Below are 13,572 nucleotides of genomic sequence, written 5' to 3'. Positions count from 1 at the left end.
TGAAAGGGGAATTAACTTTTTTTATTTACCGTCTGTAATTTGATGGCCGAGATCATCGATAATCATTTGGTGAATATCCATCAGGTATTTTACCAAATCACCAATTGATATTAGCCCAACTAGTTTATCATCTTCTTCCACCGGTAAATGTCGAACACGATAGCGGGTCATCAGTTCCATACATTCTTCAACCCCTTCATTGGGGCTAACGGTATGAAAAGTGTCGCTCATAATATCATGTACACGTGTTTCACGGGATGCTTTACCCTTAAGAATTACTTTGCGGGCGTAATCACGTTCAGTGAATACACCAATATGTCGACCATGATCGGTAACAACCAAAGCTCCTATGTTTTTTTCAACCAACATTTCTAATGCATCGTAAACAGTTTCTTCCGCATCAATTGCATAAATGTTAGTTCCTTTTCGTTCAAGGATGTCTTTTACTTTTAACATTTCAGTTGATTTTTGTCTTAATATAGTGATTTTTAACGTGATATAAAAGAGAGGACGATGTGGTAGAATAGTTAAAAATGATAGAATAATGGTTTTATTCATTCACTCCTATTCATTCAACCGATGCGGCCTGAATGTGTCTGTCTTTACCTGAGCCTGGAGATCATGTAGAATATAATACAATCCGAAATTGGTTCGGTTGAAATATAAAAAGTGCTTAGCCCCCCTGGCTTGTTTGAGTTTGGGGTTTGTGGTTACTTCTTCGCTCCAGGCAAATAATTCATCAAAAAAGGCTGGTTTGCTGAAATCAAATTCCGCCTGTTGGTAAGGTTGAGCAAATAAGCTAATCATCGCTTTATAATTTTTATAATAGAATTCTACTTGTTTTGGAGTATCGGATTTTAAAATGAGACCGAGTTTTCTGAAATACTCAATGGTTTTATGTCTGTCGTCAAAAATGTTGGAGAATAAACAGGTGAAAAAAGGATAATAGAAATCATCTGGAATTTCTTTAATACAACCAAAATCAATAATGCCTAATTGATCATCCGGAGTAATCAGGAAATTGCCAGGGTGTGGGTCGGCATGGACTGCGCGTAATTCATGTTGCTGAAAATTATAAAAATCCCAAAGAGCCTGACCGATTTTGTTGCGAAGTTCCTGTGAGGGCTTTTTCTTCAAGAAATCCTTAAGGTGAATTCCTTCCAGCCAATCCATTGTGATGATTCTTTTACTCGATAATTCAGGATAATAGGTTGGGAAGATGGTGTTTTTTAGGTCTTTGCATACTGTCGAAAAGTGAATGGATCGCTGAACTTCTAAAATATAATCGGTTTCTTCTAATAGTTTTTCTTCAACTTCTCCCATATAAACCTGCAATTCGGCTTCACTCATGTTTAATAATCGAAATGCGAAAGGTTTTACAAGCCTTAAATCAGAACTGATGCTATCGCCAACTCCCGGATATTGTATCTTAACCGCTAGTTTCTTGCCATTTTTGGTAGCCTGATGAACCTGCCCAATGGAAGCCGCATGTTTTGAATTTATATTGAAAGTATCATAAATCTGATCTGGGGTTTTGCCGAAGTGTTTTGAAAAAGTGCGTACAATTAATGGTCCTGAGAGAGGTGGCGCACTATACTGCGCAAGTGAAAACTTGTCGGAATAAACTTTGGGGAGTATGTTTTTATCCATGCTCAGCATCTGGGCAATCTTTAGAGCACTGCCTTTTAATTTACTTAATGCATTATAAATATCTTCCGCATTTTCTTTGTTCAATTCCTCCCTAGAGTGATTAGGGTTAACCATTTTTTTTGAATAATGCTTCAGGTAATTTATTCCCACCTTGGCGCCGGTTGTTACAAACTTCGCTGAACGCTCTACTTTTGATACCGGTATGCTATTTTGCTCTTTCATAAAGGATTTCAGGATTTGCGATGAAATTTACATTGAGGTATTATTTGAAAATAAAATCGGGTTTGAACTTGGAGTTTTTGACCAGGAATTTGCCGTATTCAATTAAGTTATCAATCGGGCTTCTGCTCATCAAGTCAAAAGTTACGTTAATTCCTTTTTCAATAGCCTCATCCGTTTTCTCAAAGTCCGGACTGTCGTCGTGAATCCAAAAATTAAGAATGAACGAAAACTGTAACCACAAGGCATCTTTATATCGGTCGCTAATGTATTTCCGATCGGAGAGTTCATTGTTATCCATGCCTTCATTAATAATCTCAAGTGAAAACTTCGAGAACTCTTCTTTCACGTTTTGAAGAACTGCTGGTGTAGAAATACTTCTTTCGGTGTGTTTTAAGCTGTAAATAATAAAGCTGCGACGCGATTTCAGTACTTCAACAAAGGAGTAAAAGAAGGAAAGAGCTTTCTCTCTGGCATTATAACCTGCATAAGTCTCTTGTGATTTAATAATATCCATTGTTTGGGTAAAGAGCTGCTGCCAGATTCTTTTTTCAATTGCTTCAAAGGAGTTGTAATGTGTGTAAAAGTCGTCTTCTTTCAATTTTAATGATTTGGTAAAAATGTAAACCGATTTGGGTTGTTCGTTATTACTCAGCACATAATCAATATATGCGTTTTCGAGTTTTTCTTTTGTGTTCATAGCTGCATCATGGTCTTGTAAATCAATAACGTTACGTTCTGTAATTGGTTTTGAAAAAGAGTCGTTAAGGAAGGTAAGTGTTGGGTGAAAACAATCTGCACCGCTATGAGGTTATTGAACTACACCGGTGTTTCGGCTATGTTTTTTAATAAAAATTTCTGTTTTTTAGTATAAGGCCGTAAGTTCGGATCGTGGGAGAGTTTTATTTAATCGGCTGTAAATCAATTTATAGTTTAAAAAAACAAGTGGTAGCAGTTTTTGTTAATCAAAAGTAATTGAAGTAAGGTGAAAAAGTTTTCGATTAGTGATATAGAATGTTTGACAAATATTAAGGCGCATACCATCCGTGTTTGGGAGCAGCGCTACTGTTTAATAACTCCTAAACGAACGGAAACGAATATTCGCTACTATGATGATCAAGACCTTAGAAAATTCTTAAATATTTCCCTCCTTCTGGACTCAGGCCTTCGCATCTCCGAAATTGCCAAAATGAGCAATAAAGAAATCAGTTCTCGTATTTTAAAACTTTCCGAATGTGAGGTGAACGGATGTTCATGTACTATTAATTCATTGTGTAATGCGATGTTAGCTCTCGATGAGTTGATGTTTAACCAAACAATGGAGAATAGTATTACTTCTCTTAGTATCGAACAAACCATGCTTGATGTTATATATCCCTTCTTGCATAAGGTGGGGATGATGTGGCAGGTAGGAACAATAAATCCCGCGCATGAACACTTTATTACTCATTTAATTAAACAACGTTTAATTGCCGCGATTCATTCTATTGAAACGGTGAGCAGTAAGGTGGCTCGTAAGTACATGCTGTTTTTGCCCGAAGGTGAAACGCATGAAATCAGCTTGCTTTTTGCTAATTACCTTATCAAATCACGCGGTCATCACGTACTATATCTAGGGCAAAACCTGCCACTAGATGATTTGGAAGAGGTGGCCAGTTTTTATGATCCTGATTATATAATCACATTTTTGATTAGTAGCACCCACTTTACTTGTCCGAATCAGCTTGTTCAAAAAATGTTGGAAACCTTACCTCGCTGGACTTTATTAGTATCGGGTTCATTGGTTTTGAATAATACTATTGAGCCGCATGAACGATTAAAGGTGGTTCGGCATGTGCCTGAGTTGATTGATTTTATTACGAACGACACCGAAGTCAACAATCTCTATTTTACTTGCTAAATCAGGGTGTCTCGACAGGTTTCTCTTCAATGGGTAATTGCAAGGAAATATATAATCGCTTGTTTAACTGTGATGCGGATAATGTATCAAGCTTATCTGTTATATGAGGATTGTGTTGAGATTTCTTAGTTAAAATCACAGTTTTATGAATTACAGCCTTGTCTGTACAGTGTAAATAACTATTTTTGCTTCTCATACATTTTTAGGTATATATTACACGCATGGATAACCTCACGTATCTTAACAACGCCCACACTTCGTACATAGAATCTCTATACCAGCAGTATAAACAAGACCCTGAATCGGTTGAATTTGGCTGGCAAAAATTCTTCGAAGGTTTCGATTTCGGACAAAATTCCGGAGCGCCTGCCGCTGGATATGAAACACCAGAGCATGTTCTCAAAGAAATTAATGTTTTAAACATGATAAATGGCTATCGTACTCGAGGCCACTTATTCACTAAAACAAACCCGGTTCGTGAGCGTCGTAAATATTTTCCCGGTAAGGAATTGGAAACTTTTGGTTTGAGTGATGCAGATCTCGACACCGTTTTCAATGCAGGCGTTGAAGTAGGATTGGGCCCAGCTAAATTACGTGACATACATCAACTTTTAGAAGATACTTACTGCCAATCAATTGGTGCTGAATATAAGTTTATTCGTAATCCATTAAAAATTAAGTGGTTTGAGGATAAAATGGAGGTCGGTCGTAATCAACCGAAATTCGACATTGATCAGAAGAAGCGCATTCTTCATAAACTTAATCAGGCAGTCGTTTTCGAAAACTTTTTGCATACAAAATTTTTAGGCCAAAAACGTTTTTCACTTGAAGGAGCTGAGGCACTTATTCCTGCCTTGGATTCTGTTATTGAAAAAGGTTCGGATTTAGGAATTGAAGAGTTTGTAATTGGTATGGCTCACCGCGGTCGTTTGAACGTGTTAGCCAATATCATGAACAAAACCTATAAAGATATTTTTACTGAGTTTGAAGGCAAAAATTACGACGAAAGTGCTCCTTTCGGTGGCGATGTGAAATATCACATGGGCTTTTCAACGGATGTAGAAACGGCTAAAGGTAAAACTATGCATTTGAGCTTATGCCCAAATCCTTCACATCTTGAAACAGTTGATGGCGTGGTTACCGGTATTGCTCGTGCTAAAATTGATCAGAAATACAATAACGATAACACAAAATTAGCTCCAATATTAATCCATGGTGATGGTTCAGTTGCCGGACAAGGCATTGTGTATGAAGTTTTACAAATGGCTAAGTTGGACGCTTACAAAACAGGTGGTACAGTTCACTTGGTAATTAACAACCAGGTAGGTTTCACCACTAACTTCAAAGATGCGCGTTCAAGTACGTATTGTACTGATATTGCTAAAGTTATTCTTGCGCCGGTTTTCCATGTAAATGGTGATGATGTTGAGGCATTGGTTTATGCTATTAATTTGGCAATGGAATATCGTCAAACTTTCCATAATGATGTGTTTATTGATATTCTTTGCTACCGTCGTTATGGTCATAATGAAGGAGATGAACCACGTTTCACTCAGCCAACTTTATATAAATCAATCGACAAGCATCCAAATCCACGTGAAATCTATATTCAAAAATTACAATCGCAAGGAAGCTTTGATGCTAACCTGGCGAAAGAAATGGATAAGAGTTTCCGCAAAATGCTTCAAGAACGTTTGGATGAGGTAAAACAACAACAACCGGTATTTGAAAAGCCTGTTTTACAAGGTGCTTGGAAAGGGTTACGCTTTGCTACTCCTGCTGATTTTTATAAGTCAGTAAATACCTCAGTAGATGCAAAAACAATTGTTGAATTAGGTAATGCAATCACTGATCTTCCAAAAGATAAAAAGTTCATCAACAAAATTGAAAAGTTGTTTGCCGATCGTAAGAAAATGGTTAATGAAACCAAAACTTTCGATTGGGCAATGGGTGAATTGCTTGCCTATGCTACTTTAGTGAATGAAGGTCACCGTGTTCGTTTCAGTGGTGAAGACGTAGAGCGTGGAACATTTTCACATCGTCATGCAGTGGTAAAAGTTGAAGATTCTGATGAAGAATACACCCCGGTGGCTACTGTTGCTAAACCTGGTGCGCCATTTGAAATTTACAACTCACACCTTTCTGAATACGGAGTATTAGGTTTTGAATATGGTTATGCAATGGCATCTCCAAATGCGTTAACAATTTGGGAGGCTCAGTTTGGTGATTTTGTGAACGGAGCTCAAATTGTGATTGACCAATATATTGCAAGTGCCGAAACCAAATGGCAACGTAGTAATAACCTTGTCATGTTATTGCCACATGGTTTTGAAGGTCAAGGCCCAGAGCACTCATCAGCGCGTATTGAGCGTATGCTGGAGCTTTGTGCAGATAACAATATGTACATTGTTAACCTTACTACCCCAGCACAGATTTTCCATGCGTTGCGCCGTCAGCTTAAAACGGAATACCGTAAACCGTTAACTGTATTCTCTCCTAAGAGTTTATTGCGTCATCCGGCATGCGTAAGCCCACTCGCAGATTTTACTACCGGTGGTTTCCAGGAAATCATTGATGATGCATCAGTAAAAGCTAAAAATGTGAAAAAAGTGTTGTTCTGTTCAGGTAAGATCTATTATGAATTACTTGATCAGCAGCAAAAAGATGAACGCCACGATGTAGCTGTTGTTCGTGTTGAGCAAATGTATCCGTTCCCGATGGAGCAATACAATGCGATCAAAGAAAAATACAGCAATGCTGAAGAAATTTTCTGGGTACAAGAAGAGCCTGAAAACATGGGAGCATGGCCATGGATTGTTCGTCATTTACGCCGCGAGCCAATTGAAGTTATCGCTCGTCAGGAATCGAGCAGCCCGGCAACCGGTTACGCTAAACTTCACGTTGTTCAACAGCTTAACATAATCAGCCGTGCTTTTGCAAGTAAAGTTGATGCTAATGTGAAAGAAACGGTGAAAAAAGCAGTAAAAAAGACTGAAAAAGTAGATTAATAAAATATGAAGTAGGATTTATGAGATAGAGTAAAACTACTTATTACTCATGTATCCTACTTCGTTTATAAATAAGTAACGAATACAAGAAATACCCCAATAAATCATGGCTATTGAAATGAAAGTGCCCGCAGTGGGCGAATCAATAACAGAAGTTACCTTGTCGCGTTGGATTAAAAACGACGGTGAGTTTGTTGAGATGGATGAGGTCATTGCTGAACTTGAATCTGACAAAGCTACTTTTGAATTAACCGCTGAAAAAGCTGGTGTACTAAAAACAAAAGCTGCAGAAGGCGATACTATTCCGGTTGGTGCAGTAATTTGTGCTATTGAGGAAGGTGCTGCTCCGGCTGCTGCCCCTGTAAAAGAAGAGAAAGCAGTTGCTGCTAATGCTGCAACTGTAGCAACGCCTGCGCCTGTTTCCGCTTCTGCGAATTATGCAACGGGTCATCCTTCTCCTTCTGCTTCAAAAATTTTGTCTGAAAAAGGAATTGATGCTAAGGATGTAAACGGTACTGGCAAAGATGGTAGAATAACCAAAGAAGATGCAGAGAAAGCGAGCGCTAAACCTGTTGCAGCACCTGCAAAAGCTGCTCCACTTGCTGCTGCACCTGCCGTTTTTGGTTCTCGTGAAGAAAAACGTGAAAAAATGTCGAACCTGCGTAAGACAATTTCAAAACGTTTAGTTGCTGTTAAAAATGAAACTGCAATGTTAACTACTTTCAATGAAGTAGATATGTCGCCAATCATGGCAATTCGTGCGCAATACAAAGATAAATTCAAAGAGAAACACGGTGTTGGTCTTGGCTTCATGTCATTCTTCACTAAAGCGGTTTGCGAAGCATTAAAAGAATATCCTTCAGTAAACGCTCGTATCGAAGGAGAAGAGATCGTTTACAACAATTTTGTTGATTGTTCTATCGCGGTTTCAGCTCCTAAAGGGTTAGTTGTTCCCGTAATTCGCAATGCAGACTCAATGAGCCTTGCTCAAATTGAATCAGCTGTATTGGCTTTGGCTTTAAAGGCCCGTGAAAATAAATTAAGCATTGAAGAAATGACCGGAGGGACCTTTACAATCACTAATGGTGGTGTATTTGGTTCAATGATGTCGACTCCAATTATTAATGCTCCACAATCGGCTATTTTAGGTATGCATAACATTGTTGAGCGTCCGGTTGCTGAAAAAGGACAAGTAGTTATTCGCCCGATGATGTACATCGCACTTTCTTATGATCACCGTATTATTGATGGTCGTGAGTCAGTTGGTTTCCTTGTTCGTGTGAAACAATTATTAGAAGATCCTACCAGATTGTTGTTAGGAGTTTAGTTTTTAGACTAAAGATTCTAGATAAAAGAAAGCCTTCCTGATTAACGGGAAGGCTTTCTTTATAATCCCAGCGGTTGTAAGGCTTTATTTAACACTATCTTTCTCCATTTTGTCATTCATGTCTTTACGTTCCATTTTGGTCAAATCCATGCCGCATTTAGCACATTTGCCTGGTTTATCACTGGTTTGGTCAAGGTCCATTGTACAATAGTAAGTACCCTCTTTTATTAAGGCCACTTTATCATGAGGACACGTACCTGCTTTTGTTGACATATAATTGCATTTTGGGCAGATATACATAACCTCCATAGTACTCACTTTGTTCATTTTCTTCATTTTGCCCTTAGTGTTATCCTGGGCATTAGCTGTAATACCAAGAAAGGTAATTGTAATTAATAAGATTAGAGTTTTCATTACGATAAATTTTTGGATTTAGTTTATTGGTTAATTCGGAACTGTTAAACTTACGAACTTATTATGCATGAATCAATCTAAATTATTGATTTTCAGCTATTTTGTTTGTTTTTTTAATGAAATTCTAATTCAATACACTTCTTATAAATAAAATTATCTGGATGGGGTAAATTCCGAACCAAATCATGCAAATGGTTAGGAAAAGAAGTGTTGAAGCACTCAAAATATAATAAGCAGGATGCAGTAAATTTTCTTTGATAATATGTTTATCTCCTTTAGAAAACATCGTTGTAATAATTCTCAAATAATAGAATAATCCAATCACACTACTTAGTACCAATACAATTGCCAGCATCCAGAGATGGGCATCAATTCCTGCACTTAGAATGTAGAATTTTCCAATGAAACCTGCTGTTAATGGAATTCCGGCTAGGGAAAGCAGAGCAATTGTCATTACAATTGCTGCTATTGGAGAATGCCAAAATAAGCCACGATAATTATCAATATGATCAGCATCCTGTTCTTTGCTTGATAGAATGGTTACTACGCCGAAAGCGCCCAATGTGGTAATGAAATAGGCAAATAAGTAGAAACTTACGGCCTCAATACCCAGTTTGTTACTGGATAAAAATGCAAACAACAGATATCCTAAATGAGCAATGGAAGAATAGGCCAAAAGCCGTTTAAGGTTTTGTTGATTCAAGGCTAAAAGGTTCCCAATTAGCATTGAAGCAATGGCAATGAGGGTAATTATTAAGGTTGATATTTGAAAACGATTGCTGCCAATGGTGTTAAAAAAATGAATCAACACTGTAAACATGGCAGCTTTTGAAACCGTGGCAATAAATGCAGTAACCGGTAAGGGCGCTCCTTGGTAAACATCGGCCGTCCACATGTGAAAAGGTACCAATGCAAGTTTGAAGCCAATGGCAATCAACATTAGTCCAAATCCCACGAGAAAAATAATTGATGGCATTCCAAGTTTATTCAGATGATCAGCTATTAAATTGAATTGCATGGTGCCCGTATCAGTATAAATTAGCGCCATCCCGAATAATAAAAAAGCTGATGAAAATGCGGCCAGCATCAGGTATTTTATACCAGCTTCAATGGCGAAGTTGCGGGTGCGCAAATAAGCAATAAGCACATAAAGTCCAATACTTAGAATCTCCAATCCTATAAAAAGAGGAAAAAAATGATTGCTGATAACCAATACTTCAGCACCCAAAGTGCATAGCAGTAGCAAAATGTAATATTCCTTTGGGTTTTCCTCTTTCTCTTCGAAATAGATATATGAAAAAACGTTTATTACTAAACCCGAAAATAAGATCAATGCTAAAACGAAAATTGAAAATCCATCAATAATAAAAAGCTGATGAAGAGAATTAGATAAATAACTAGGCCGATTGGATAGCGATACTAACGAAACTATGAACGACAATGCACATATAGCCTGTATGATTTTATGATTCAATTTAAAGGCAATAAGTAACATGATCACAACCGAGGCTACGGCAATGATCGTTAATGGCATCAAAGCGTTTAAATCACTTACCGTCATTGTCAATGGATTTAGGTAGATATTTGATCTCTTTTTTTACAATAGGTTCTTCGATCATTACTGCAGAAGAGTAGTATTCTTTTAGTTTTGAAATACTTGAATTTACAGTATTAATAATAGGCTGTGGATATACTCCAGTCCAAATAATAGCAATTGTTAGACTTGCCATGATGATTATCTCCCGGAGCGAAAAATCTTTTATTGAATGTTCATCGGTTTTCGGCCCAAGGAAAACCTTCTGCATTAATCGGAGGGAATAAATAGCAGATAAAACCAGTCCGATGGTAGCAATTACGGCAAGCGGAATATTGGCTTTGAATGCACCCATTAGAATCATGAATTCAGCTATGAAATTGCCAAGGCCGGGTAATCCGCATGAGGCCATCGCGAATATCAATCCTGTAGTTCCTATTCCCGGAGCATCAGCCCAAAGGCCACCCATTTTGTTGATATCACGGGTATGTAATCGTTCTTTTAAACTTCCAGCTAGTATAAACAAAGCCCCGGTACTGAGTCCATGTGTGATAATTTGTAACAAAACACCTTGTAACGCTAATTCATTAAAGGAAAAAGCGCCGAGCATGATGAAGCCCATATGGCTTACGCTGGTATAAGCTACGAGTCGTTTTAAATCGGTTTGAGCGAAGGCTAGTACGGCACCGTAAATAATGCCTATCACCCCGATTAACATGGCGAGCCAGGCAATTTCTGCAGTTGCTTGAGGGAATAATGGAATTACAAAACGGAGAATTCCATAGGCTCCGGTTTTTAGCATAAGTCCCGCTAAAACGACACTTCCTGCGGTTGGGGCTTCCGAATGGGCATCGGGTAGCCAGGTATGAAAAGGAAAGACAGGAAGTTTCACTACAAAAGCAATCAAAAATCCCAGCATTAGCCATTTGGCGTCCGTTGGTGCAATTTCCGCATTCAGTAAATCGAAATAATCAAAGCTATAATGACCGGTATTGCGGCCGTTTATAAAATACAAACCCAGAATCGCCAGAAGCATCAACAACCCGCTGGCTTGGGTGAAAATGAAAAATTTGTATGAAGCATAAATGCGGTTTTCGCTACCCCAAATGCCAATAAGTAAGTACATAGGTATCAACATTACTTCCCAGAAGAAATAAAACAGAAAGAGGTCCGTTGCAAGAAATACGCCTACAATGCCAGCCAAAATCCAAAGTAGATTGAAATAATAAAAACCTTGTCGCTCTTGAATTTCATCCCAGGAGCATAATATAGATAACACTCCGAGAAAAAGTGTTAATATCACCATAATTAAACTCAAGCCGTCCATTGCCAGATGGAAACTGATGCCAAAGTCAGGAATCCAGATTCGTTTGAAATCGATGATCCAGCCATCGTTATCATAAAATGAAAGAGAAGCATGGCTTATCCAGATCGTTAAACCCAAACCAAATACAATTAATATACTAATCAGCGCAATCGTTCTAGGTAAGTAGGGCTCCCATTTTCCGGAGAGCCACGCCAGCAAACCGCCAGCCATAAGCAATATGATTAACCACCCGAGTATCATAACAAGATGTTTAATGTGAGAATGATGATACTGCCCATTATTATACCCATGATGTACCAACGCAGTGAACCCGACTGGCTAAGTGATAAAATGCGATTAAGCGTATTGGTAAATTGGACTAAGGCAGTATAGATTTGATCAATGAAATCATTTTTATTTATAGATGTAATTGTTTTAAAGGGTTTTACAAATAATGCATTGTAGATAGTATCAAAAAACCAGCCCGAAAACCATAAGCGATGTAGTGTTGACGGTAATGCCTGGCTCTTCAATTTGTCAATTATCCCCGGATTTTTTGCATATGTCCACCATGTCAAATAAATTCCTGATAAACCAATTATTGCTGCAATAAGCTGAAAAGCAAATTCGGATTCGACACCAGCTTGCATACGTGTTTCAGGCAATGTTTTTTGAACCAGATCAGAGAAGATCGTTACCTGCCCGAAATTGTGTGGTAATTCAATGAAGCCTGCTGTGATAGAAAGTACAGCAAGTATTACCAGAGGAATGGTAATACGCATGCCGGGGAGATGGCCTAGCGGCGTTTTCGATTCCCCGAAAAAGGTAAGGATGATCATTCGGGTGGTGTAAGCAGCTGTGATAAGGGCACCGATTAAAGCTGCGAGCCATAACCATGCAGTTCCTTTTTCAGCTGACCAGGCATACCATAGAATTTGATCTTTACTGTAGAATCCTGCGCTAACGAGCGGAAGGGCGGCTAATGACATTGCTCCTGCCAGAAAGGTCCAAAAGATTAAAGGCATTTTGTCTTTCAGTCCTCCCATTTTAAACATGTTATGTTCATGATGCTGAGTTTCGATTACTGCACCTGCAGCCAAAAACAATAAAGCTTTAAAAAAAGCATGGATCATGAAATGGAATATAGCGGCCGACCATGCCCCAACGCCCAATGCCAAAAACATATAACCAATTTGACTGATGGTGGAATAGGCTAAAACCCGTTTTATGTCAAATTGAGCCAACGCCGAACATCCGGCCAAAAGCAAAGTGACGGCGCCGATTACTGCAACTAAATGTTGTGTGAATGGGGACCGTTCAAAAATGACATGCATGCGTGCAATGAGGTAAACTCCGGCGGTAACCATTGTCGCAGCATGAATTAATGCACTTACCGGTGAAGGACCTGCCATGGCATCAGGTAGCCATGTTTGCAACGGTAATTGTGCTGATTTTCCTATACCTCCTGCTAAAAGCAATAAGGCAACGGTGCAGGCAATAGGTGCTCCAATTTGCCATTTATTGCTTGCTCCTTGTAGCAATGCAGGAATATGCAGCGTTTGAAACTGATAGAATAAAATGAATAAGCCAATAGCCATCGCTGTATCGCCGATACGGGTGATAATGAAGGCTTTTTGGGCAGCCAGGCCGTTTTCCTGTTTCTCGTACCAAAAACCTATTAACAAGAAACTGCACAAGCCAACACCTTCCCATCCTAAGTACATTAAAAGTAGATCTTCTGCTAAAACTAAAATGAGCATGGAGAATACGAAGAGGTTCATGTAGGCGAAGAAGCGTGCATAGCTTTTGTCTTCAATCATAAATTCTGAAGAATACAAATGAATTAATGCGCTTACAAAGGTGATAACAAATACAAATACCAATGAAAGTGAATCCAGATAGAGTGATATTTTAGGCGCAAAACCACTTGCATTAAACCAGGTCCATAGAAACTGGCTATAGGCGCCCGAAGGCGGTGGATTTGAAATAAAGTTGACTCCAATGATTATGGTGATTAATGCAGATAATGAAACACTTCCTACTCCGACTAGTGCTACAGTCGTTCGTGATAAATACCTGCCCAGAGCCAGAATAAGGAAGCCGGCAAGAGGAAGTGTAGGTATGAGCCATAGTAAATGCTGCATTTATAGAGAGTTTAGATAAAAGACACAAGAAATAAGATCATAAATAACTCTGGTTTAAAACTGCCAACTG

10 protein-coding genes are annotated in these 13,572 nt (G+C 38.6%); 3 read left to right on the top strand and 7 right to left on the bottom strand.

The window, feature by feature from the left end:
* Positions 1-21: 21 nt before the first annotated feature.
* From FN756_RS01185 to FN756_RS01175, 3 genes are all read right to left on the bottom strand, one after another.
* Positions 22-456, bottom strand: coding sequence for a CBS domain-containing protein (locus tag FN756_RS01185; protein ID WP_142600764.1), 435 nt, complete (start codon positions 454-456; stop codon positions 22-24).
* A 108-nt stretch (positions 457-564) separates the two neighbouring features.
* Positions 565-1,872: an ABC1 kinase family protein gene (locus FN756_RS01180; RefSeq protein ID WP_142600762.1), complete on the bottom strand. Its 1,308-nt coding sequence runs from the start codon at positions 1,870-1,872 to the stop codon at positions 565-567.
* Positions 1,873-1,912: 40 nt separating this feature from the next.
* Positions 1,913-2,569, bottom strand: a complete 657-nt coding sequence (locus FN756_RS01175; RefSeq protein ID WP_142600761.1) for a TetR family transcriptional regulator C-terminal domain-containing protein — start codon at positions 2,567-2,569, stop codon at positions 1,913-1,915.
* Positions 2,570-2,854: 285 nt separating this feature from the next.
* On the opposite strand from FN756_RS01175, the gene FN756_RS01170 reads away from it, so the two are divergent.
* The 3 genes from FN756_RS01170 to odhB all read left to right on the top strand — a co-directional run bounded on the left by FN756_RS01170 (position 2,855) and on the right by odhB (position 8,104).
* Positions 2,855-3,769 carry a MerR family transcriptional regulator gene (locus FN756_RS01170; RefSeq protein ID WP_142600759.1) on the top strand — a complete coding sequence of 305 codons (915 nt, stop codon included), beginning with the start codon at positions 2,855-2,857 and terminating at the stop codon, positions 3,767-3,769.
* Between the two features lie 221 nt (positions 3,770-3,990).
* A complete protein-coding gene (locus tag FN756_RS01165) occupies positions 3,991-6,777 on the top strand; it encodes a 2-oxoglutarate dehydrogenase E1 component (protein ID WP_142600757.1) in 2,787 nt (928 codons plus the stop codon).
* A gap of 106 nt (positions 6,778-6,883) precedes the next feature.
* The gene (odhB, locus tag FN756_RS01160; protein ID WP_142600755.1) at positions 6,884-8,104 is read left to right on the top strand and encodes a 2-oxoglutarate dehydrogenase complex dihydrolipoyllysine-residue succinyltransferase; all 1,221 of its coding nucleotides are present in this window, start codon (positions 6,884-6,886) and stop codon (positions 8,102-8,104) included.
* Positions 8,105-8,188: 84 nt separating this feature from the next.
* Here odhB and FN756_RS01155 read toward each other — a convergent pair whose 3' ends face one another.
* The 4 genes from FN756_RS01155 to nuoL form a co-directional block, all read right to left on the bottom strand.
* Positions 8,189-8,518, bottom strand: coding sequence for a heavy metal-binding domain-containing protein (locus tag FN756_RS01155; protein WP_142600754.1), 330 nt, complete (start codon positions 8,516-8,518; stop codon positions 8,189-8,191).
* Positions 8,519-8,642: 124 nt separating this feature from the next.
* Positions 8,643-10,079 (bottom strand): NADH-quinone oxidoreductase subunit N, encoded by a 1,437-nt coding sequence (locus tag FN756_RS01150; RefSeq protein ID WP_142600752.1) that lies wholly within the window; start codon positions 10,077-10,079, stop codon positions 8,643-8,645.
* Positions 10,066-11,619: an NADH-quinone oxidoreductase subunit M gene (nuoM, locus tag FN756_RS01145; RefSeq protein ID WP_142600750.1), complete on the bottom strand. Its 1,554-nt coding sequence runs from the start codon at positions 11,617-11,619 to the stop codon at positions 10,066-10,068. The genes FN756_RS01150 and nuoM overlap by 14 nt, the downstream gene beginning before the upstream one ends.
* Positions 11,616-13,502, bottom strand: coding sequence for an NADH-quinone oxidoreductase subunit L (gene nuoL, locus FN756_RS01140; protein WP_142600749.1), 1,887 nt, complete (start codon positions 13,500-13,502; stop codon positions 11,616-11,618). Before nuoL ends, nuoM begins: the two co-directional genes overlap by 4 nt.
* Positions 13,503-13,572: the final 70 nt, after the last annotated feature.

Source organism: Solitalea koreensis (assembly GCF_900182575.1).
GTDB classification, from domain to species: domain Bacteria; phylum Bacteroidota; class Bacteroidia; order Sphingobacteriales; family Sphingobacteriaceae; genus Solitalea; species Solitalea koreensis.
Note: the sequence above shows the minus strand (reverse complement) of the source record. Positions and strands in the feature narration are given on the sequence as shown.